The sequence below is a fragment of the Coraliomargarita algicola genome (assembly GCF_033878955.1).
Lineage (GTDB): Bacteria > Verrucomicrobiota > Verrucomicrobiia > Opitutales > Coraliomargaritaceae > Thalassobacterium > Thalassobacterium algicola.
In genome coordinates this window covers 4,726,921-4,749,383 of record NZ_CP138858.1, presented here as the reverse complement: position 1 = coordinate 4,749,383, position 22,463 = coordinate 4,726,921, and the positions used below count along the sequence as shown (strand labels likewise).

Annotated in this window: 17 protein-coding genes; 6 read left to right on the top strand and 11 right to left on the bottom strand. The window is 51.7% G+C overall.

All coding sequences use genetic code 11. From position 1 onward, the window contains the following. Window positions 1-3: 3 nt before the first annotated feature. The 4 genes from ribH to aroB all read left to right on the top strand — a co-directional run bounded on the left by ribH (window position 4) and on the right by aroB (window position 3,058). Window positions 4-474, top strand: a complete 471-nt coding sequence (gene ribH / locus SH580_RS19495; protein WP_319832485.1) for a 6,7-dimethyl-8-ribityllumazine synthase — start codon at window positions 4-6, stop codon at window positions 472-474. Continuing rightward, window positions 459-920 (top strand): transcription antitermination factor NusB, encoded by a 462-nt coding sequence (nusB, locus tag SH580_RS19490; RefSeq protein ID WP_319832484.1) that lies wholly within the window; start codon window positions 459-461, stop codon window positions 918-920. Before ribH ends, nusB begins: the two co-directional genes overlap by 16 nt. A 14-nt stretch (window positions 921-934) precedes the next feature. Continuing rightward, the gene (gene ftsY, locus SH580_RS19485) at window positions 935-1,858 is read left to right on the top strand and encodes a signal recognition particle-docking protein FtsY (protein ID WP_319832483.1); all 924 of its coding nucleotides are present in this window, start codon (window positions 935-937) and stop codon (window positions 1,856-1,858) included. Between the two features lie 108 nt (window positions 1,859-1,966). Then, window positions 1,967-3,058, top strand: coding sequence for a 3-dehydroquinate synthase (gene aroB, locus SH580_RS19480; protein WP_319832482.1), 1,092 nt, complete (start codon window positions 1,967-1,969; stop codon window positions 3,056-3,058). 46 nt (window positions 3,059-3,104) lie between these two features. On the opposite strand, the gene SH580_RS19475 is transcribed toward aroB, so the two are convergent. The 10 genes from SH580_RS19475 to SH580_RS19430 all read right to left on the bottom strand — a co-directional run bounded on the left by SH580_RS19475 (window position 3,105) and on the right by SH580_RS19430 (window position 18,394). Beyond that, window positions 3,105-4,103 carry a transposase gene (locus tag SH580_RS19475; protein WP_319832481.1) on the bottom strand — a complete coding sequence of 333 codons (999 nt, stop codon included), beginning with the start codon at window positions 4,101-4,103 and terminating at the stop codon, window positions 3,105-3,107. Between the two features lie 121 nt (window positions 4,104-4,224). Further along, a complete protein-coding gene (locus tag SH580_RS19470; protein ID WP_319832480.1) occupies window positions 4,225-5,763 on the bottom strand; it encodes a hybrid sensor histidine kinase/response regulator in 1,539 nt (512 codons plus the stop codon). 64 nt (window positions 5,764-5,827) lie between these two features. After that, complete coding sequence (locus SH580_RS19465) at window positions 5,828-7,237, bottom strand: hypothetical protein (RefSeq protein ID WP_319832479.1); 1,410 nt, start codon at window positions 7,235-7,237, stop codon at window positions 5,828-5,830. A 148-nt stretch (window positions 7,238-7,385) separates the two neighbouring features. Continuing rightward, entirely contained in the window at window positions 7,386-7,757 is a 372-nt protein-coding gene (rplS, locus tag SH580_RS19460; protein WP_319832478.1) for a 50S ribosomal protein L19, read from the bottom strand. Between the two features lie 28 nt (window positions 7,758-7,785). Then, entirely contained in the window at window positions 7,786-8,463 is a 678-nt protein-coding gene (trmD, locus tag SH580_RS19455; protein WP_319832477.1) for a tRNA (guanosine(37)-N1)-methyltransferase TrmD, read from the bottom strand. A gap of 78 nt (window positions 8,464-8,541) precedes the next feature. Next, on the bottom strand, window positions 8,542-8,820 hold the full coding sequence (gene rpsP, locus SH580_RS19450; RefSeq protein WP_319832476.1) for a 30S ribosomal protein S16: 279 nt from the start codon (window positions 8,818-8,820) through the stop codon (window positions 8,542-8,544). A 107-nt stretch (window positions 8,821-8,927) separates the two neighbouring features. Continuing rightward, window positions 8,928-9,161, bottom strand: coding sequence for a hypothetical protein (locus SH580_RS19445; protein ID WP_319832475.1), 234 nt, complete (start codon window positions 9,159-9,161; stop codon window positions 8,928-8,930). Between the two features lie 72 nt (window positions 9,162-9,233). Further along, entirely contained in the window at window positions 9,234-12,881 is a 3,648-nt protein-coding gene (locus tag SH580_RS19440; protein ID WP_319832474.1) for a TonB-dependent receptor domain-containing protein, read from the bottom strand. Continuing rightward, entirely contained in the window at window positions 12,878-14,998 is a 2,121-nt protein-coding gene (locus tag SH580_RS19435; protein ID WP_319832473.1) for a CHASE2 domain-containing protein, read from the bottom strand. The genes SH580_RS19440 and SH580_RS19435 overlap by 4 nt, the downstream gene beginning before the upstream one ends. Window positions 14,999-15,037: 39 nt before the next feature. Continuing rightward, a complete protein-coding gene (locus SH580_RS19430) occupies window positions 15,038-18,394 on the bottom strand; it encodes a WD40/YVTN/BNR-like repeat-containing protein (protein ID WP_319832472.1) in 3,357 nt (1,118 codons plus the stop codon). 403 nt (window positions 18,395-18,797) lie between these two features. Between SH580_RS19430 and SH580_RS19425 the strand changes: the two genes are divergently transcribed. Next, the gene (locus tag SH580_RS19425; RefSeq protein ID WP_319832471.1) at window positions 18,798-20,864 is read left to right on the top strand and encodes a TonB-dependent receptor plug domain-containing protein; all 2,067 of its coding nucleotides are present in this window, start codon (window positions 18,798-18,800) and stop codon (window positions 20,862-20,864) included. Between the two features lie 20 nt (window positions 20,865-20,884). Beyond that, window positions 20,885-21,418 carry a YfiR family protein gene (locus SH580_RS19420; protein ID WP_319832470.1) on the top strand — a complete coding sequence of 178 codons (534 nt, stop codon included), beginning with the start codon at window positions 20,885-20,887 and terminating at the stop codon, window positions 21,416-21,418. A 96-nt stretch (window positions 21,419-21,514) separates the two neighbouring features. Here the strand turns inward: SH580_RS19420 and SH580_RS19415 are convergent, their stop codons facing one another. Then, a complete protein-coding gene (locus tag SH580_RS19415) occupies window positions 21,515-22,402 on the bottom strand; it encodes a LysR family transcriptional regulator (protein WP_319832469.1) in 888 nt (295 codons plus the stop codon). Window positions 22,403-22,463 lie beyond the last annotated feature (61 nt).

The window sequence follows — 22,463 nt, the reverse complement described above, 5'->3', positions numbered from 1 at the left end:
CTTATGAGTCTCGATACACCCAGTATACAGGAAATAGACGGTAGCGGTCTACGCATCGCCATCATTGCCTCGCGCTATAATGAAGCGCTGGTCGATTCGCTAGTGCAGCATGCCTGCGCCACAATTGAGGCTTCGGGCGCCGAGCGCCCAGTCATCGAGCGAGTCCCCGGAGCTGCCGAACTCCCATTTGCCGCATCCACTCTGGCTCAACACTCCCACTTCGACGCCATTATTTGCATCGGAGTCGTCATCGCAGGCGATACCAACCATCACGAGATCATTGGTAACAGCACAGCCACCGCCCTGCTTGATATCAGTATCGCCCAGCAGCTGCCAGTCATGAATGGCATCCTAGTGGTCAACAATTTAGCCCAAGCCGAAGCCCGAGCGGGCGAAGAAATCAACCGTGGCAAAGAATTTGCCCAAGCTGCCTTGGAAATGGCATTATTTACAAAAAAATGGACGACGAAGTAAAACCAGTCAAACGCGCCTCACAGCGCCGCGAAAACCGCATGTGTGCGGTGCAATTTCTCTATCAATGGGAACTCAACAAGCCAGAGCAATTACATGACGCGCTCCGTATCTTTCTTGAAACGAAAGATCATGAACGCGAGTATTATGCCTTTGCCGAAGAACTCATCCATGGCGTGATCGAACACGTCGAGTCTGTCGATGAGCACATCAAAGTCCATGCTGCCAACTGGACCTTCGACCGAATCGCCAAAGTCGATCTCTCCATTCTACGACTAGCCATCTACGAATTGCTACAGCGTCGCGACATCCCACCAATTGTCAGCATCAATGAAGCCATCGAGCTAGGTAAGATCTATTCAAACCCAGATTCCAAACGCTTCATCAACGGCATTCTCGATCAAATGAAAAACAAGATCGACCGCCCGCTTCGCAGCGCGGCCGACTAAGTTCAAAAGATATTATGCGCGGACTCTTTAAAAAGTTCAAAGACGGCCTAAAGCGCCAGACGCCCACCTTTCAAAAAGCGTTCAACGGCATTTTTTCTGCCGGCAAGCTGGACGATGCTGCACTCGAGCAACTCGAAGAAGCTCTTTACACCGCCGACTTCGGGCACGAAACCGTCGAAGAAATAATAGAAGAAATCAAGGCAGCCTACAAAGCCGACAAAGAGATGCGTGGCGAAGATGCGGCCAAGATCGGTGCCACCGTGCTCGCACGAGTACTCAAAGGCGCCGAGGGCCGAGTCCAAGTCGGCCAACATACGCCAGAAATTATTTGTCTAGTCGGCGTTAATGGCTCTGGTAAAACCACCACCTCAGCCAAGCTGGCGCACCTCTATCAGAATGAGGGGTACAGCATCTTGCTCGGAGCCTGCGACACCTTCCGTGCGGCCGCCAATGAGCAAATCAAGCACTGGGCCGATCGTCTAAACATCGATATCGTAGCCAGCCAACACGGTGCAGACTCCGCAGCCGTGGCCTTCGACGCGCTCGATGCCGCGAAAAGCCGCTCACGCGACATCGTCATTCTCGACACCGCTGGACGTCTGCACACAAAGGGGAATTTAATGAAGGAACTGGAAAAGATGCACCGCGTCATCCAGAAACAAGAGCCCACAGCGCCCCATCACAGCTGGCTAGTCGTCGACGGCAGCCTCGGCTCCAACTCAATCGAACAAGCACGCGTCTTCCATAAGAGCTTCCCACTGACTGGTCTAATCATCACCAAACTCGACGGCACTAGCCGTGGCGGCGCACTCGTCGGTATCTATCGAGAATTAAAATTACCGATTTACTTTGTCGGCCTCGGAGAGCAACCCGATGACTTACAGCCCTTCTCCGCAGAAAATTACTCCAATGCAATCTTTGGGATTACAGATGAATAAGTTGGAAACCCAACTACAGATAGTCTAGAAAATCAGCATCAAGCCCCTCTAGACGCACTTGATTCACAGCCAACGCGACACCACCTCAAAACTGAAATAATTCCGCCGATGCAGACGCAAGCACTCCAAGTCCAGCTCGCCGAGCGCAGCTATCCCATTCACTTCAGCCAGGTGCCTGAAGCACTGAAAGCCGAGATCGAATCCCTGCGTGCCGCCGGCCGCAGCGTACGCGTGATCAGCGATGCCCGCGTATTGCATGCCCACCCGAGCTATCTAGCACAAGCCGGTTTCGAGGATACAGAAATCCTTTCTCTACCAGCGGGGGAGACGACAAAATCCATCGATTTTTTCAGTCAAAGCCTAAGTTTTCTGGCAGATGCCGCAGCCAATCGAGACTGTGCACTCTTCGCTTTCGGAGGTGGCGTGATCGGCGACCTAACAGGCTATGTCGCTGCCAGTTATCTACGCGGAATAGATTTTTACCAGATCCCCACCACCCTACTCTCCATGGTCGACAGCTCCGTGGGTGGAAAAACCGGAATCAACTTACCCGAAGGCAAGAACCTAGTCGGCGCATTCTGGCAGCCCAAAGCAGTCTATATAGATACCGCACTGCTACAGACTCTACCAGCACGGGAATTCGCTGCGGGCATGGGTGAAGTCATAAAATACGGGATGCTAGCCGATCTCGAACTATTCAACGACCTCGTGGCACTGGATGGCCTCGATGCCAACTCCCCCGAACTCGCCGCAATTGTTCGCCGTTGTTGTGCAATCAAGGCCCAAGTCGTCGCCGATGACGAAAAAGAAACCGCCTCCTCCGGCGGCCGTGCACTACTAAACCTTGGGCACACCTTTGCTCATGCCATCGAAAACGTAGCCGGCTATGGCCAATATTTACACGGTGAAGCCGTCGGGATCGGCCTCAGTCTAGCAACTCAGTTATCTGTCGTGCTAGGACAGATGCCTCACAGCGACATTCGACGCGCAGATCGCGTAATCCAACAATTTCACTTACCCACGCGGCTCAACCAAGCGCTCAAAATCAGCGACTTAATGGACGCAATGCAACGCGATAAGAAAAACCGCAGTGGACGCTTACGCTTCGTCACCATGACAGAGATCGGCACCGCGGTGACCACCGACGGAATCGACAGCGCTCTAATAGAACAACTTTGGCGCGAGGCCGGAGCCGAGTAGCAGCCCCACGATCAAGCGAAAATTCAGAAGCTACAGGAGGCAAAGATTATGAAAACACTCTTCGTCTCAAACTTTGCAGCACAGTCACATCCCCCCAAGCCGCACCTCTAAGTGGATTCACTTTAGGAGGGTGCCTTCGTTTACGTTCCACTTGCACGGAGTCAACAAAGCCACGCACATATTCGGCAGATCCCAGAATCGCTCCATCAGTAAAATAGCGAATTCGGCACCGCAACACCGCAGCCCGAGGCAACACCCCATCCTGCTCTTCAATCACCTGACTCACCTGATTACGATCCATGACCTGACCTTTTACCTGCATCGGATCACCACCTTTACCGAAAATAAGCGTGCGGTGTGCCTGCAAAGCATTCGCGACAGATTGCTGCGAGCCGATACGATCCGTCCAGATACGCAACAAACCATACCCCGCAGCCTCCCGACCAATGACTGCTTCCGCATAGCCACAGAAACGATAATCCTTAGGGTCATCCACCAGGCCTGCCCGCACAGGATTCAAATCAATATAGGCAGCCATCGTTTTCAAAGGATAGCCCTCCCCCTCGACCAGTACCGACTTAAAACGATCTGCCCAGAGAGGACCAAAGCGCTTATGTGAGTGGTTAAACCAAATGGTAAAGCGCTGTTTCAGCGTCTTCATAAACTCCGAGACATCGCCCATTCGAGCCAAGAGACGTCGCCGAACAGCTTCCGCCTCCTCCCCTCCAGCGGCCAGCTCAGCTTCCAGCACTTTAATCGAAGCCTCCTGATATTTCGTCGGTTTCGGATAAAGCACCTGATAGCGGCGCAGCAACTCCGAATCAGTCACCACAGTCACCTCTGGAACCTCAACCAACACGTGAAAGTGATTCGACATCACACAATACGTCAGCACCTGAACACCGCAAAAGTCAGCCACCTGCCAGATCATCTTACGCAAAACCTCCTTCTCCCGATCCCCCAGCAGATGCTCCCCATTCACCGTGCGAGTCATACAGTGATAACTCGCATCCATACCATAAACTTTCAGGCGTTTCGCTCTCATAAAAATGACCATATCTCAAACTCACACACTGTAAAGCGCTAAAATCAGGGACAGGCCCTTAATTTTACTTTAATTTTAGATTCTGCGAATGATTGGGTAAATATTTGAATCGGATGCTGGATTAGGCGGGCTGCGAGGACTCCCCGGCTAGTATGCTATAGACTCGATCCGCTAAACTATCGGCGGTGTAGGGCTTGGCTAGAAATTCTTTCACCCCACAAGACTGGATCGCTTGCACGCGCTCTGCTTGCTTGTGTCCGCTGGAAACTAGGATTTTGACCTCGGGATTCAGCTTTTTTAAGGCACGACAGAGCGCAGGACCATCCATATAAGGCATCTCAATATTGGTCACGACCATGTCGATGTCTTGGAGGCGACTCGAATAAATTGCAAGCGCTTCAGTGCCATCCTGCGCCGCGATTACTTGGTAACCACGATCTTCTAGCGTCCGCTTGATAGTCTCTCTGACAAACATTTCATCGTCGGCCACGAGCACCAACTCTCCCTCCCCACTCTTGGGATCGCGATATGGCTCTACGTGATCTACTTTTAATGCCGAATCTGCATCTGCGGGAAGAAATATACTCACAGAGGTGCCCACTCCACAGCGGCTTTCAATCACCATAAACCCCTTATGCCCTTTGATTGTCGCCTGTGTATTCGAGAGTCCAAAGCCAAAACCTTGCGTCGGTGCCTTTGTTGTGAAAAAGGGTTCGGCTACATGGGCTAAGGCTTCGGGAGCAATGCCTGTGCCGGTATCGGTAAATACGAAACTGATGTATGCGCCTGCTTTGGCTTCGGGAGCCAGATTCTCGAAGTTTTCGTCATAGAGACGATTTTGCACGTCGATGGTCAACTCACCGCCATCTGGCATGGCCTCACAGGCATTTTGAATCACATATTGAAAAACACTGCATATTTCACTCAGCTCTCCACGACACTCCCAGAGGTCTTCGTTGATGTTGACCTGTAACTTAATGCTCTCACCCACCAATTCCTCGCAAGCGCGCAAGATACCACGCTTTATCTGAGTGACACGGATAATTTCGTTGCCTCCTCCTTTACCACGCTCAAAAGCGAGCAAATCAGCAATCAATGCCGCCCCCTTAGTGGCACACTTTTCGATCATACTGACCATACTCTGCGCCTTTTCTCCCTCCACGGAACGTCGCAACATGGCAGAGGACAACATGATCGGTGCTAGTGCATTGTTTAACTCGTGCGCCACGCCTCCCGCTAAGATGCTGGAAGACCGCACATGGTGAGCGCGCTCTTGGGCATCGGCCAATTTACGCTGCTCCGTCACATCCGTGTTAAACGATACGATAGCTTGTGGCAGACCATCCACACAGCGCTGCAGATGTTGGCGTACTAACACTAAATATTCATCACCGTTACGGTCAAGCTGACGAAGCTCACGCTGCCACATGCCTCCATTTTTTAAGACCGTCATGGCCTCTTCGCGCTCGTTGCGATCTAAATACAAAATGCGCGTGATTGGACGCCCATGAATTTCTTCGGCGCTCCAGCCATAGAGCTCTTCAGCGGCTTGATTCCAGAAAAGCACGCAATTGTTTAAGTCGTGGACAACTACTGCATCTGGAGCGGCTTCGAATATTGCTTTAAAATCAACGGGGCCAGCTGTGTTTAGATCACTCATGAATTAGAAATATTAAAAGCATCAAAAGCAGAACGGGCAATATCTGATTCCATTGCGAATACAGCTAAAATTGCGGTGCAACTTCCAATGCTTGGCCAGGCTCTAGGGTATACTTGCCGGTTTTATCGGGATCTTCATCGTTGCGATAGATTTGAATTTCAATGGCTTGCTCCAAGTCCACGGAAGGCGACCAGCGCCATTTGCCGATTTCTTCGAACTCCATCGCGACTCCAGTCTCCCAACTGAGACCGGGCCCGTTACCGCGCACAAAGGGCTTGTTTCCAATTCCTATAAATACAGATGCAATCACAACGGTATCCCCGCGCTTGGCACGCTTGCGCTTGCTCGACTCTGCTAGGGCCGCCTCTCCAAACAAATCATCGGCTTGCGTTGCTTCACTCTTGGATGCGGCCTCAGCCATTGGAATGAGTTCAGCCGCCGTTGCTGATTCAACCGGTTCGTCGTCTGTCGCCAACGCATCAAGTTGAGGCGGGTCAGACATGGGCGACTCATCGACTGGCGTTTCGACAACTGGCGAATCCGGCGTTGACGAATCTGGCGCCTCCAATTCGACATCAACGCTATCCAACGGTCGTCCTGACTTGGATTCGATAATGCGGCTTACCGCCTGGGACGATTTATCCTGTTTTAGCTCAATCGCTCGCTTTAATAAACGGGGCTCTAGACTGCGACGTGTCCGCGAAGAGCGCACCTTCTTGAGCCTCGATTCTTCAGGCTGCCCCATCTCGGCCTCAACTGGGGGCTCCACAATCGAATTGGCATCACTCGGGGACTTGGACAATTCGTCGAGCTGCGCCGAAATTACCACAGATTGCGCCTGCAGTGTCTCCACATCCATGCGTAGCGCTTGGAGCATCTCCATATCCGCCTTCGCTGCTTGGGATTGAACCACAGAGTCTAGTTGCGGAGTCAAAGAAGCCAGCTGAGTCGTCAACGTGTCTTGTTGCTGCTGTAGCGGAGCGAGCTGCGTTTCAAGGGCTTGCAATAAATCCCCGACGGTATCGATACGCGCGCCCAAGGCACCCAGTTGATTTGCATGCGAGGCCTGCTGACTTTGCAACGGCTGCAATTGACTTTCCAATGCTTCTAGCGGCGCGGTCAAATCAGGCTTGTCCTGTGCCAACTGCTCAACGCTCTGCTCTAACGATTTGAAATGTGCTCCGAGCGCATCCAACTGCTCATCCGCAGCCAAAATATGCCGCTGCATAATTCTCAGATCCGCCGAACGATCTTCGGCCTCTTCACGCACACGCACCTGATACTCGACAATATAAGGCAATACAAACAAGCTGCACCCCAAGGCCACCGCAATCACGCACGAAGCGACTTGCAAATTGGTCAGTTGCCAATCGCCAAGGATCGCAATCGCCAGAGCAGTGGCGACCAGAAGCACATCGCCGAGGATGAATGGCCATTTAGAAAGCGTCGTTTGAAAGTCGTCGTCCGATTGCATGTGGGGGCACCTTATATGTGTTTTTAAATCAGACTGCGAAAGCACAGTAGCCGCACAATCATAAAAAAGGCCGCCCCGGACAAGGGCGGCCTAAGAAATAATAAGATAGAACTGCTGATTAAAGGTCTACTCAAGACCTGCCAAAGGCTTAGCGACGGCCAGCTTCAACCAAACGCTTTTCTTTAACAAGATTCGCAGCCTTACCGATACGGTCGCGCATATAATACATGCGTGCGCGCATAGTGACAGACTCGCGGTCGATCTCGATCTTTTCGATTGTTGGGCTGTGCACAGGGAAAACCTTCTCCACACCCACACCAGATGCAATACGACGCACTGTAAATGCCTCTTGGATGCCACCGCCCTTGCGAGAGATGACGATACCAGCAAAAATCTGGATACGTGTTTTATCACCTTCTTTAACCTTAAGGTGAACGCGAACGCCATCGCCTACTTTAAAGTCGGCGCGGTCGTCGGTGAGTTGATCTTTTGTGATGTCTTCGAGGATTGCTTGGCTCATGGGAATACTCCGGTTTGTTGTATAAAAGTTATGTGTCTAAAAGGTCGGGGCGTAGTTGCCGCGTTTTTTCTATCTGTTGCTCGTGCCGCCATTTCGCAATCGCCGCATGATCCCCAGAGAGGAGAACCTCTGGAACACGCATCCCACGGAAGTCCGCCGGACGCGTATATTGAGGAAAGCCGAGCAAAGTGCTCATGAAAGATTCCTCCGTCAAGGATTTTTCGTCACCTAAAAATCCTGGGATAAATCGACTCACGCAGTCAATCACCACTGCGGCGGCCAAGGTGCCATTGGTCAGCACATAATCACCTATACTCACCTCAAGGTCGACGAGTTCGTCGCGCACCCGCTGATCCACCCCTTCGTAGTGGCCGCTCAATATGATTAGATGCTCTTCCTTCACCAGTTCACGCGCCAACTGACTGCTGAGCGGCACACCATCGGGCGCCATGTAGACGACTTTAGTCTGCGGTTTGCGCAATTGCTCAACAGCCGCAAAAATGGGCTCCGGCTTCATCACCATACCAGCTCCACCACCATATGGAAGCTCGTCAGTCTTGTTATGTTTGTCGGTCGTCCAATCGCGAAGTTGATGCGTGCGGATATCGATCAGGCCATTTCGCTGCCCACGTGCCAGCATACTGGACGCAAAAAAACCCTCTACCATTTCTGGAAAGAGGGTTAAAATGTCAAACTCAAGATGCATCAGAGAGCTGGCCTAGACTGCGACAACGTCGCAAGTGCGCACGCTGCCAGCGCCGAGACGGGCGAGTTGAAAAATAAACTACGCTTCAGCAGTTTCAGCTTCAGCAGGTGCTTCGCGACGAGCCTTGCGGATCAAGCTTGCAGCTGTGTCAGTAGGCTTAGCACCGACCGACTTCCAGTAATCAACGCGGTCGAGCTTTACATTCAGCTCATCCTCAGGGCGCTTAGCCTGTGGCTCGTAAGTGCCGAGAACTTCGACAAAACGACCATCACGACGAGCCAAAGCTTCGGTGACGACCATGCGGTAGAAAGGGCGGTGGCTTGCGCCATGACGTTGGAGACGGATTTTAAGTGCCATAATATTAAAGTGTAAAAGATAGAGATCGGCGAGATGGCCGGAAATTGGGAAAAGCGAGGAAAAAAGGTGTTTGCAGAGCGAGTGTCAAGCGCAGAGCAAGATAAATATTACAATTCCGGCTCTACCACATCCGGGGAATCGGTCCATGGCAAGGGAAAGGCGCTCTTTTGCCAATCTTTGCGCTCATCGCCAATCTTTGCAAACTCGTCCTCTTCTCCGGCAATCAGGACACCGGAAAACTTGTAACGATTCTCCTCCCCCGTCAAACGAACAGTGCGCTTGCCACTGTAAGAGACGAGTGTGCGAGGCGTCGTGTAGTCGATCTGGCGTATTTTTGACATAGTTGCTTTCCAATAGACATATCTAGAATCTGGCAAGTCACCAGATGAGATTAGATCTACTGTTTCATTTTTTTAGAAGCTGAAGCGGGTTTGAATGACGAATGTGCGCTCGTGAGGCGGCTCGTTGTAGTTATTGACCGGATTCAATTCGTATTCTTCGTCCGTGAGGTTTAGAATGCTGAAGGTAATTTCACCGCGTTGCTGCTGTAAGCGATAGCCGAAACTAAAGTTTACATTGGGCGCATAGGTATCTGCGATCTCTGGAGCGATCGAATGACTTTGCTGGACCCAGTATTGAAGGTCGGCGCCCCCAAACCATCCATTCGTATGCTGGTAGCGCGCGTAGAGACTGCCAGTATATAAAGTGGCACTGGTGTCGTCGAGATAGGCCGATGTCTGATCAAGGCCGAAGTCATTTCGCAGCTGCTCATCAATCTGCGCGAATTGCCAGCTAAAGCTGACGCCCACGCTGGTGCGGCTACTTAAGAGATGATCGACACGGGCAGTGAAGCTCATTTCATCGTAATCGAGCCGTTGGTCCATCTCAGCAATAGTGAGATCGCCGGGGGAATTGGCAAAAGACGCCAGCGTGGTCTCGGTGAATCGACCGAGCGTGCGCTGGGCTTCAAATTGTCCATAGCTTAAATCAAGGGACAGAAAAGTGTCATGCGCGAGCTCGCCGTTCAGCGCCAGCGTCAGAGTATCGATGGTGCCCCCTGCCCAGCCCGAAGTCACCTGACTGGGGGCAATTGAAGTGTAGGCCGTGGTGAGGCCTGCAATATTGGACGGTTCCAAGCGTATGCGGTCTTCGATGCGATAACCGCTCATCGAACGCGCATAAGCTCCGCGCAACAGCCAATCGGGGCTGACTTGCCAGATGAAGCCTAGCTGCGGGGAAAGTTGCGACTCTGATTGACTCTGAACGGTGCGTGGAAGCGATTGAAGACCGTCCGGATAGAGGATACTGTCATACTTCAAGCCCGCCACGACAGTTAAAGAGTTGGAAAACACATGGCTGAACTGACTGTAAACTGCGATGCGCTCGAAGTCCTCGGCGCTTTTGCCTGTGCCATCGGTATCGACAGCATAAGGCACAAGAGTGGATAAAAGAGACGCTGGAATATTGCTATTAATCGCCGCCCGCATGGTGATGTCGTCTTCAAACTCACCGAACTGCAAACGCGCACCTGCGATTACCTGGCTCTGGTCCCCCTTCCAGATGTGCTGCGCTTCAAAGCTGTGTAACTCAAACGCTTGCTCATTTAGATAGGAAATATCGTAGATTTTCTGGGTAATGGGAATGCCACTGAGGTTGGTGACGCCTAGCGGAAGGAGCGGGTCGGAGGCGACGTTGCTAGTATCGGTCCAACCATACAGCAAGAGCGAGAGGTTTTGGTCATTCCACTTGCGTGCATAGGTGTTAAACAGCAGCGGCTCCTGCGACTGCTCGATACGGAAATCCGGGTCTCTGCCATAGCTCCCATTGACTGGATAACCACCGATGCTAGTAGGGGTAAATACCACATGGTCCCCCACAATCGTATACGGACGCACGGCACTGTTGAGCGCATCTGGGTCTGGGCCGACAGTCAAGTCCCCCTGCTCACTATCGTTCAGAATGAGTACGCTATAAAAGCGGTCTTTGAGCGTGGGCTCGAATTTGAAGTGCAATAAGGCAGAGCGACTTTCGAAGTCGTCGTTGTAAAAGACTGTGTCCCATTCTTCGCGTTGTAATTCGAGTGCAATTTCGTAGTTACCGCCTTGATACGCTTGATAGGTCCTGAGCGCGTAGCGTCCGCGTGAGTCGAATGAGCCCTCGACGGTGCCTTGATGCCCCAGTTGATTAAACAAGGAGCTATATTCTTGATTGGACACGCGCTGCGAAGCAATGCCCGCCCCCACCGGGGCCAAGGCATTACGCAAGAAGAATTCGTTGTTCAACGCGGTGTCGTTGCGCTGGTTGATACGCGTGGTATCAAAACCTTCGCGGTAAACGCGCGCCAGAAAATCGTGTGCCGCGAAGTTGGTGTAGTCGGCTTGCACCGCCTTTCCTGCTTCGGCGAGCGCTTGCGTCGGAAGGCCCGCTTGTTGATAAATGTCAGCCAAATTGGAGCGGCGCACAGCAAGGTCTTCATCGATCAAAGAATTGGAGCGAAATAAGCCACGGTTATGATTCTTACTGACAGAGCGTTGCAGGTCACGGACTGCTTCGTTGAAACGCAGTGTGTCGCGCTTAATCAGGGCGGCATACAGCCAAGGAGTCGGATCACCGGGATCAAGTTGTTTGGCCAATTCCAGTTCCTGGAGGGACTTTTCAATGAAGTCATCTGATTGCGCCCGTAACAGCGGGAGTGGGACTTGATGGCTTTCCGCAAATCCTTTGGCGAGATAGCTGCGCAGCAAGGACTGATTGGGCTGCAGTGCCGCGGCCGCCAACATGTCTTGCAGAGCGGCTAACTCTTGCCCTTGATTAAAACGAACTAAAGCCAAACCTAACCAGGCATCAGAATAGTTCGGAGCCAAATTAACCGCGTGGAGAAACTGCGCTTCCGCCAATGAAGCCTGTCCATCTGCAGCCAGCCTAAAGCCCTGCAAAGTATACACCTCGGGGTTTGAAGAATTATAACGCTCTGCATACGACAACGCGGCTCGCATGGCTGTCGTATCGCCAAAACCAAAGTGCAATCGCGCCAAGCGGGCCCATGCGTATCCAAACTCTGGATATAGTTCAGTGGCGCGAGCTGCCGCAGCACGCGCGCCTTCGAGGTCTCCATTCGCTTGCAAGGTATACGAGCGCACCAGCCAATCACTGGCAGATTGGGCTGCCGATAACGCCATGACATCTACTCGGCTGCCTTGAACGGTGCGGATCAGCTCTAGCAGCGCAGCCGCTTGCGAATGCTCAAGGTCTCGTAAATAATCCGCAGCTTGATCGACTTGCCCGGAGGCAAGTATAATTGCCGCCCGATAGACTCGTGTGTCAGCCGTCAGTGTTGGTTCGACCTGTGAGGGAAGACTTGCGAGCGCCGCTAACAAATCCCCTGCCCGATAAGCGGCGACAGATGCACTGTAACTAGCATCGAGCAACAATTCACGTGTATCCAACACGCCCGGATAATAAAGATACCACTGCATGTAGCGACTGGCATCGATCATAGGGACTTTCACCGGTGCATGCCCCACCTGCGTCAATGCGCTTTCACCTTGGACTAAAGAGAGGGCACCAGCTGCATTACTGAGGTCAACTGCACCATCAAAAAGCGAAAGTTCCGTGCTTTGGTCTGCGTGAACACGCAGCTCGAACTCAGTGCCACGAATGGCAGCATTAACTGCCGCGGTTTGAATATCCGACTCGCTTTCAGGGCGACGACTGAAAAAATACAAGGCACCTTTCTTCAGTTCCAGAGCCGTTTCTTTTTGCCCATCGCCCGTGCGCGCTGCTGCCAAGCGAATGGTAGAAAATTCATTCAAACGGATAATATTCCCGGACGGATAGCGCAAGGCCGCTCGGCTGAATTCGCCAGTGCGCACACGATCTCCATCAGCCAGTAATATGCCAGCTTCAACGGCTGTCCAGGTCGCGGAATGACTGCGCTGCACCTCAACCAAATTTTCAACACTGATCAGCTCAATCGCCTCACTGGCCTGCAATGCGGCACTCGCCCATTGAATACCAAAGAAGAGGCTTAAGAGTATTTTGGAAAAGAAGATGCGTCTCATTTGGAAGGTAGATTATAGACTCCATCCCAATCAACCGGGGGAGCTTGGTTCATGTAATTCTGACATGTTTGCATCAGAAGCAGGCTAGGATTGAGCATTATATGGGGTTCACTCCGAGCCTGAAAGCGCTCTAATGGGATGGACTGATTCAAATATTCAACCGCCCGCGCCCAGTCTCGTCGTAGATAAGCAGCCAGTGCGTGCTCATAATATTCACGGCACTGAAGTTGCCTGTCGGACATATCTGCTTCGAAGCCCATCAACTCATAAAAAGTAACAGGCTCTTTGCGGCCAAGCACAGTGCAACGGTTAATCCGCCGAAAGACTAGGCCGTGGTTTTCAATTTCAGAGGCGGCGTCCCGAGTGGCTTGGGTCACCATGGTATAAACGCCAAAGTGCTTTGCGCTCGACTCACAGCGAGCCGCGAGGTTGACCGAATCACCACTCATGCTGTAGTTGAAACGGATGGTAGATCCCATGTTGCCGACCACCGCGTGACCAGTATTCAGTCCAATACGAGTTCGCATCTGGCAGACAGTCTCAGGCCAGCGCCCTTTATCCTGGGACCATCGTTGTCGCAATTCCTCTTGCACTTGCTGCATACGTACTGCGGAGCGACATGCTTTATAAGCGTGATCGGCGGTGTGTAACGGTGCGCCGAAGATTGCGACAATCGCATCCCCCACATACTTATCAAGTGTCCCCCCTTCGTCCTGCAAGACATCGGTCATCGCTCCGAGATACTCATTCATCAACTGAGTCAGATCCATCGGAGACAACAGCTCGGAGAATTTCGAGTAATCGGCCACATCGCTAAAGAATGGCGTGATATTCGCCTCTTCACCTCCGAGTTGCGGCTCTTCTTCAGCATCGGCGATACGCTCCACCATGACTGGCGATAGATAGGAGGCGAAGATACGTTTCAAGCGGTTCCGCTTGCGCTCCAAGAAGCAATAATTGCAGATTGCAGAATAACCGAAGGCCACCGGCGCTTGCACAAAAGCAGGCACCAACCACGCAAAGAAAATACCTTGAGAGTGAATCCACCAGATCGAAAAGATCGCACTACAGAGAATAAAACAAAGACAGCCGACGAGAGAGAGCCGTGCACCAAGTGTGTTCACAATGAGCGTGAGCAGCAGTGTGCTAATTAGTACGATAGCCAACAATGTGCCGTGATCGGCCCAGTCGAACCACGACTCGGTGAGTAAGTTACGCACCATGGTGGCCTGCATTTCCACACCAGTCATCTCCCCTTCGGAATCTCTGAGGTAAGGTGATCGATAGACGTCGCGCCCCGCTCCGGGCATGGCGACTGAGTGGCGTGCACCAATGAATACCAGCTTGTTTTTGAAGCTGATTTGCTCGTCTAGCAGCGCAGTGTAGAAACTCAAATTAGGAATCGTGGAGGACGGGCCGAATAAACGCACCCAACGTGGTTGCTCGACGGGCCCGGCGGTGGCCACAATCTCAGGCGCGATTAATTGAGCGGCATTCCAAAAAGCCGGCTTAAAACGATCATCACCATGCACGCGGTGCATCCAACGCAGGCCATTGTCAGCATAGTCATAGTGCTTTTGCACAACACCCCATGCGGCGGCGGCGCGACGAAACGGCGCATAAGGCACAAAGAGTTGCTCGGCTGGCTCCGCATTGCCGGGGAAATAATAACGCTGATTACTCGCTCCCAGTACCACCTTGCCACAAGCGGCAATCTCCGCCTCGAAATCTGCATCTGCCTCAGCATCGGAACTGGGCATATCGAACACCATATCATAGAAAACCAGCTGTGGCTCATCTTGTCGGATCTTATGTAATAGATCCGCATGCAGCTTGCGATCCCAGGGGCGATCCCAGGGTTGCTGCAATTCTTTTTGCGAAAGATCATCCACATAGATGATTAAAAAATCCTCCAAGGGATAAACGGGGTGACCTTCGTCAAACCATTCAAACACGTGAAACAAATCATGACTTTTACGCTCAAAATAATTCGCAGGTGCCCACTGTGTGCAAGCGATGCCGACGAAAAAGACGAACAAGAAACCAAGCGGAACCTGAATAAGCCACTGCCAATTGCGCTTTCGAGGCACAAAATATCGGGCGATTCGTGGTAGCATGAGAGTGAGAGGCGTGCGGCGGGTGGTAGCTGCGAAAAGTTAAGGTGTGTCCTCTTCGACGCGTAGTCGGCCGAAGATTTGCCCAGAATTACGTATGCTCGCTTCCCACGTTTCGGAGCTGCCGAGATCTGCAGAGAGTGTCAATGACTGCTGTGTCCAAACTACTGGATTTGCAGACAGATCGGTCGTCGTCTCGAGCGTATAGACCAGTTCGGCGCGGTCATTGGGTAGCGTGAACTCGAAGGTCGAAATCGAACTCGTCGCATCGTGAGTGAATATTAATACGGCACTCTGGTCCGAACTCTCAGGATCACGATCGAGAGCAAACTCAAGTAGATTGGTTTGACCGTCCAGATCCGGGTCGGCATCGCTCAGTGCCTCATCCCCTGTAAGTGAGGAAATCCCGGCAATCCAATCGGAATAATTGAGATCACTGGATGCGCGCGTGAGAGTCACGATCTGGCTATCCGTAAATTCAATCGGTTCTCCCTTATCGTCGAGCGGTGCGCCCTCAGTCGTCATAGAGTCGGTCGAAATTTCACGAGGATAAGAAAACGACGGATTGGGACTCGCAGTAAAGCTGCCGTCAGCATCGATACTCAGGCCTTCAGCGGCTTCAGCATCTTCACTGAGCGACCAATCCACAGTATTAATCGTATAGACTTCGTTCAGTCCGGTGCCTGTATTGTAAAAATCGCCCTCTAGGAAGAAGGTGTAAGAGGCACGCAACTCCATACCTGTCGGCCCCTGAGTATCGGTATCGGTTAAAATGAGCTCTGGATCGCCAGGGGCATTGCGCGATGGCGTCGGCACACCATCGCTAAACGTAGAGCCACCAGAACTAGTGCTAGCCGAGGAATACGAGTTCATCGAGTACGAAGCGAGTGGCAGAATCGAGGACCGGGCAGTAGTGGATGGAGAAACGAGACTCAAACTGTCATCTTGGGTCAATAAACCAAATGGCAGCGGAAGATCGATGATATCGTCGATAATGCCACCGGTAAGATCGAGAATGTCTGCAATGCCCGGAATGCCGGGGTCCAGCAGGCTACCATTATCCAGCAAGTAAATCCCCAGAGAGCGTGGAAAAATATCGTTGGGCGACCACTCCGGCGAGGCCCACAAACTGTTAACGATCATTTTGTATTTAAGCACGGACTCGCCAGACCGAAATCCTTCGTAAAGGCTGACAGTTTCGACTGGTTGCGACAGCACTTTAACAATGTCGCCACTCACACTCAAAGCAGCAATCCCGTCGCCATTGCCAGGCAATAGAGAGGTAGGTATTTCCCAATCCGGCATATTGGTATCTTCAAAGCGTAAAAATAGACGCCCCGACTCCCTATTGGAAGTATTCCCGAGTATGAATTTGAACTCCCATTGATCCGCGCTGTTAATTTCGACACGCATGTCTGTCATATACAGAAGCGGGCCGAAGTTAGGCGCAAGTTGCACTTGAGAATCGACCGCATCCATCAAATTAACCTGTGTCCGATGCCGTCCGAGACGATAGTTACCGCTATTGATAGGCTGCTGTAGCAACAGATCCGTGCGCTGCCGGAACTTATCTACGGAGCGTGCCTGCACCTCGACATATTTTTCAGAATTATCCAGGTTTGACCACTCTAAGGTCGAACTGGCCGCGTCGTTGAGTAGAATTTGCTCAGGATTACCAGAAAGAGGATGACTATTGGTGCTCATTTCGACTATGGCTCCGTCCTCACCGATTGCGATGAGTGCGTCGGCTTTTACAGCGGATGCAGACACAATGGGTATAATCGAGTAGAGCGCTGATGCACGGTGGATCGAGCGACGTAGAGCGAAATTACTGCCATCTTTGGCAGCAGTGACGGTACCTCCGGCACCGCAGGCCACCAGAAAATTCGCCGTCTGTCCGGTATCGGAATCGACCTCCAGGGCAACGCTTTGCATCGAGAAAAGCGTCTGCGTCGTCCCGGACTCGATCGCGCTGAAACCACCCACTAAGTCTTGCGCATACAACATAGTACCGAATTGGCCGACGGCATAAAATCCGCCTCCCGAGCTAGCGCTGGAATAATAAATACCATACAGATCCAGTGCGATCGAACTGCTGACAGCCTCCCACTTTCGAGACAGGTCCTGGCTCAAGAGAATCGTGCCCCCGCCCCCCACGGCGACATAAGTCTGCCCATCAAATGCGACCGAAAACAGACTGGCATGACTGGAGTCAGTCGAGGACAGTTGCCATCCATCGCTGGGATCTTGATAAAGTATCTGTCCTTCGCTACCGAGCGCGATCATTGACGGCTTCCCCAGCACTTTAGCCTCTTTTAGGAAAACAATGCGATAGAAACTGGTTTGAGTCCCCGACGGCATATATTCCAGCGTCCAATCGATACCGTTCGCCGATTTATAGATGCGACCACTTAGAGAGCATGCCCAAAAGCGCTCGCCATCATATGTGATACTGCTCAGCCCTAAATTTGTTTGCGGGTCCCCATTGGTATCCACCGCCTGCCAACCGGTGGCACGTCCCAATAAAAGACTGCCACTGTCTGGACTCACTGCAATCGCATAACCTAATTTCGGCGAATAGGCCGCGTCAGTTAAATCCGCATAGAAATTATCGACCGACTTATTTTCCCATTCATAGAGCGGCTCAACGATAGTAGTGCTTTCGATTTGCACGCTCGCACTGCCAGAATTGCCATAAAGGCGCCGAACTGGAATCGATATTTTATCATCTCCCTCCTTGAGGTGATAGGCATCCGCCATGAACTCAATCGTCCCCGGGCTTGGTAGAACTAAGAATTTGAGCTGCAACAAATCGAGCAAGGGCAGATCTACAAGCTGATCCGCATGAATCCATGAACGAAAACTACCCAATGCACGCAGCCATCGATATGGCGTCAGGTTTAAATTAACGAGATCGAGTAAACCACTATTATATACATGATTGATTTCATCATCATAGCCACTGATCTCCCGTATGATGATATGAGTGAGGTCCAGCTCCAATCCAGGTGGTGTCGCATGCCAACGCAATCCTGACTGATTTGCCTCCACCATAAACAGGTGACGATGCTTTGGCATGTTCGGAGCCGTGTTGTCTTGATAAAAGTGCAGCGTCTCTCCCCAATCGAATGAAATGCCCAAATCAGACAAATCGATCGAATACGTGTCCCCCGCCTTTAATTGCCGAGTCAGCGAAAAACTGCCACCACTCCCAGTTCCCGTAAACCTACCATGAGACCAGAACTGATCGCGCACTTGAATCTGCTCATTTGCCGGAATCGACTTTAGCGCGAGAATCGTAACTTGGTCTTGGGAAATTTGAACCACTCCAAAATCCCCAGGCAGCAGCGCCCCACAGAGCCATACAGGCAACAATAGGCACAGAAATAGAATTTGCATGCACTGTCTCATGGCTGTTCTAACTGTAATAGCGCTTAAACATTAAACAATAATTAGGGTTTAATACCTAGCTGGGTAGCGAAAATCATCTTAATTGCAAGAATAAGTGACACGGGGCGCAATATAGTACGACACTAATAATCCACTCCCTCACATTCTTAGACAAACAGGCAGAGATCGCATCCAATCAAACATACAGTGCATCAAATGCACCTCGTACCACACTCTCCCATCAGCCCGTCCTACCAGTAGAGTTTCACACCATAATATGTAAAATTCGCGCGAATGAATAAGGAGTTCGACTTATTCATTTACCATGCCCTGATTGGCCTATAACGAATGGCAATACATGTAATGGCATTCCCGCATATTATCATACTGACGCCCCCTAGAAAGGAGTAATTTGAACAGCAGCCCGATTCCATTTACCACGCCCATAGCCATCGTATTCAGTGTATGTTTTCTCAATAGTTTGTCAGGCGAGATCGCCGAATGGAGCCTAGAGGAGCTGGCCAATGCCCCCGTCGTCGTTTCCGCCAAACAGGCATCCCGACTCTTTGATGCTCCGGTAAACTCATATGTATTCGATGAGGACGCCATCAATTCCCTCCCGGTCGATTCAATCCCGGAAATGCTGCGGTATGCACCCGGCGTTCACGTAGTGCGCCCGACCAATGGCAGTTGGGGCATCGGCATCCACGGCATGAATTCAAATTGGTTCGGTCGCGTGCCTTTTACAGTCGATGGTCAAAGCGTGGACGCCTCCATTTTTTCTGGGCTATCCGGCAGTCAACATGACCTGAACTTTGCAGACATGGCTTCCGTGGAAGTCGTATATGGCCCGGGAGGCATTCTTTGGAACAACAACGGGGGCAATGGAACGGTCAACGTGGTCATGAAAACCGCCTTCGAAACTTTAGGGAGCTACGTGCAAGCGCGCATCGGCACCCAGAATCGCGCAGTAGAAACGCGTACAGGATGGAGTATCGACGAAAAATCGGCCGCCCGTGTCTATGCGAAATACCAAGACCGCAGCGAGAGTAATTTCGAAGGAATCGGTGGTGATGACTGGCAAACATTCCGCGCCGGCATGCGCTATGACACGCGTTGGACCTCCGAAGACCTGCTCAGCTTCACCGCGAATGTGCACGGATCCGACTTAGGCTACAGCGGCGCCCACCCCACCAGCGAAGAAGACATGCTCACCAACAAAGGGCTCGTTCGCAGTAACGACAAAGAAGAGCTCGGACTCAATTTGCAGAGCAAATGGATACGCCAGTTTAGCGACGACGAGGGCATTTCCATCCAAGCCTGGTACGCCTACGCTGATTTTTCTGCTGCCTACGCATCCTTTTATCAAAATGTATGGGGCGTCGAAGCAAGTAGCCGCAGCCAGCTTGCGAATGGGCACGAGCTTGTGCTCACTGGCGGCATCACCGCCAGCCAGATTCATTTCAATAACAGCTACTCAGTCACATTCTCCGACGAGGTACCGTTCGACTCCAATGCTCACTTAGGCGTTCAATGGACCAAGCCCTTAATCGAAGACAAACTGGAACTGACCACTGCGCTCTCCGTACGCTACGAAACACTCGGCCAAACAATCGAATGGTCCCCCTCCATCAGTCTGCTCTACCGCCCCTCTTCCCAAGACCGCATATGGCTCAGCTACAGTCGTTCCAGCCGACCGCTTAATTCGCTGGTCGCCTATGGAGAAACACTCAACAACGGGTTAAATGCAATCGACCCGTTCGGGATCCACGCGGTCAGCAATTTGCAAATCCAATGGTATAATGAAGATATCCCCGAAAATGAAGACATCCAAACAATCGAACTAGGCTACCGCCACAACTTCGAATCTGGCAACGAATTCGGCGCCAGCGCTTTCTTCAATCGATACCGAGGCCTAATCGGACAAAGCTACCGCGGCTACAGTATCGAAAACGCCCCCGCCGATCCCTATCTGCGTATACAGATACAATCAGACAACATCGCCAACGCAGATACATACGGCTTGGACCTACATTACACACACGTGCTCTCGAAGCACTGGCAGGCAACACTCGCCTACGCCTACCTACAAACGGACTACCAACAACTAAGCACCACTGACTCCATAGATCCCTTTGCAGCGACTTATAACTATATACTGTATAGCTTGATGTCTGAGCAATCCCCTCAGCACATCGCCTCAATCTTATTGGCTGGTCAGCTCAATGATAATTGGCGCACCGATTTAGGCCTCCGCTATACCAGCTCATACGGCCCCAGCGATATAAACGTCGAGCAAGATAATATCCTACAATTGGACGCACGCCTCACCTGGACTCCCACCGAGCAACTCGAACTCTCTCTAGTCGGACGTAACCTACTGGATAGCAGCACCGCAGAAAACGTGCTCTTAGACTATATTGGCGACAATTCAGAACAAAAGCGTGAATTCTACCTAGAGCTCACCTATCTATTCTAAGCGATCAGACGCTCATACGAATGATACGCACACTCCAACTCCAGCTCTGCATTTGTGCACTCTTGGCGATACTTCCCTGGGGTCTACATGCTCAAACCGTCCAAGAAGAAAACCTGAAAGCAGGTTACTTGGTCAACTTTCTGGAGTTTATTGAGTGGGATCACACGAACAGCAAAGGGCACCGGATTGGCGTAATGAACTCCGCGAGCGTAGTTGCTAAAATAAATGCAATCTGCACAGCAAGGAAATACAAAGAGCACGGCAAACCCATCACCGTCACCGATTTCAAACAAAAGGAGGCGATCAAACAAGTCGATCTGCTATTTATTCCCCGCGGTATGCAAGCGCTGTGGCCCGAGCTCGTGCAGCTCTCCGAGAAAGAACAAATCGTTCTCATCGGAGAAGAAGCCGGATTTCTGGAATCAGGTGGGCTCATCCAGTTCGTAACAACGAATAACCGTCTGCGTTTTAAGATAAATTGCAAACAAGCGGAAAGGCTCAACATACGCATGAGCTCTAAATTATTGAGCCTGGCAATAGAACTGAAACGATAGAGACTAAGGCAACAAGTTGATCGACACACAGTCTCTGACCATCCCGATGAGCCCTGTAGTCCAAGCAAAAGAGACGAAACTCAAAATGCCCAAACCTCATAGTCGAGCTAGGGGCGATTCATTGACAAGATCCAACCAGCGGGACGCGGCCGGCGAGAGCGGCAATGAACGACGCCACATCAAACCAAGGCGCCAACGTAAATCCGGTTCGTCGATCAGTGCAGTGAACACAGAAAGCTGACCGCGCGACTCGACCTCCACACGTGGCAGCAAAGAGACGCCCAAGCCCGCGGCCACCAAAGCGATGATAAAATCAGCATGCGCTCCACGTGCCGCCACATTTAAGGTAACGTTGCGTGCACGACAAGCTTTGGCCAATATCACATTCAGCACAAAGCCCTCTTCAAATGTGATGAATGGACTCGAAACCAGCTCATCAAATTTGACAGCACGCCGCCCTGCCAATGGATGCCCCCGCGGCAATAATGCCAGCATCGGCTCATCCACGACTGCTTGCCACTCAAAATCAGACGGCACCGGAGCCAGAGTGGCCCCCATTTCGATTTGGCCTGATCGCACCATCTCTTCCAGTCGACGGCTGCCCTGCTCATGCAGATCGATCTCGATCCCGGGGTATCGCTGGCGATAAGCAGCCACCAAGGGCGCAAATAACACACTACTGCCCAATGCAGGCAGCCCCAGACGCAAGTGCCCCGTCACTAAACCTTTGTGCGCCGCAATTTCAGCCTGCAGATATTCTCTCTCAGCAAGCATCGCAGTCGCCCGCCGTAGCACGACCTCGCCCAGATCAGTCACCTTGACGCCCTCGCTTAAACGATCCAGTAGCCGCGCACCACATTCATGTTCCAAGATCGACAACGCCTTGCTGACTGTGGGCTGAGTCGTCCCCAACGCTTTGGCCGCAGCTGTGAAGCTTCCCAAACGTACAACAGATACAAAATATTCTAAATGCCGAAGTTCCATAATCATTCCAATGAAGAATAACAATCATTCCATCAATTCATTTATAGAATAGCAATAAGCA

What these genes read in the sequence shown, in the direction of transcription:
- SH580_RS19465 (WP_319832479.1), bottom strand. Translation starts at nt 7,237, where the DNA reads ATGCAATCGGACGACGACTTTCAAACGACGCTTTCTAAATGGCCATTC.
- SH580_RS19470 (WP_319832480.1), bottom strand. Translation starts at nt 5,763, where the DNA reads ATGAGTGATCTAAACACAGCTGGCCCCGTTGATTTTAAAGCAATATTC.
- SH580_RS19445 (WP_319832475.1), bottom strand. Translation starts at nt 9,161, where the DNA reads ATGTCAAAAATACGCCAGATCGACTACACGACGCCTCGCACACTCGTC.
- ftsY (WP_319832483.1), top strand. Translation starts at nt 935, where the DNA reads ATGCGCGGACTCTTTAAAAAGTTCAAAGACGGCCTAAAGCGCCAGACG.
- SH580_RS19440 (WP_319832474.1), bottom strand. Translation starts at nt 12,881, where the DNA reads ATGAGACGCATCTTCTTTTCCAAAATACTCTTAAGCCTCTTCTTTGGT.
- SH580_RS19420 (WP_319832470.1), top strand. Translation starts at nt 20,885, where the DNA reads ATGATACGCACACTCCAACTCCAGCTCTGCATTTGTGCACTCTTGGCG.
- aroB (WP_319832482.1), top strand. Translation starts at nt 1,967, where the DNA reads ATGCAGACGCAAGCACTCCAAGTCCAGCTCGCCGAGCGCAGCTATCCC.
- SH580_RS19435 (WP_319832473.1), bottom strand. Translation starts at nt 14,998, where the DNA reads ATGCTACCACGAATCGCCCGATATTTTGTGCCTCGAAAGCGCAATTGG.
- nusB (WP_319832484.1), top strand. Translation starts at nt 459, where the DNA reads ATGGACGACGAAGTAAAACCAGTCAAACGCGCCTCACAGCGCCGCGAA.
- SH580_RS19475 (WP_319832481.1), bottom strand. Translation starts at nt 4,103, where the DNA reads ATGAGAGCGAAACGCCTGAAAGTTTATGGTATGGATGCGAGTTATCAC.
- SH580_RS19415 (WP_319832469.1), bottom strand. Translation starts at nt 22,402, where the DNA reads ATGGAACTTCGGCATTTAGAATATTTTGTATCTGTTGTACGTTTGGGA.
- rpsP (WP_319832476.1), bottom strand. Translation starts at nt 8,820, where the DNA reads ATGGCACTTAAAATCCGTCTCCAACGTCATGGCGCAAGCCACCGCCCT.
- ribH (WP_319832485.1), top strand. Translation starts at nt 4, where the DNA reads ATGAGTCTCGATACACCCAGTATACAGGAAATAGACGGTAGCGGTCTA.
- SH580_RS19430 (WP_319832472.1), bottom strand. Translation starts at nt 18,394, where the DNA reads ATGCAAATTCTATTTCTGTGCCTATTGTTGCCTGTATGGCTCTGTGGG.
- trmD (WP_319832477.1), bottom strand. Translation starts at nt 8,463, where the DNA reads ATGCATCTTGAGTTTGACATTTTAACCCTCTTTCCAGAAATGGTAGAG.
- rplS (WP_319832478.1), bottom strand. Translation starts at nt 7,757, where the DNA reads ATGAGCCAAGCAATCCTCGAAGACATCACAAAAGATCAACTCACCGAC.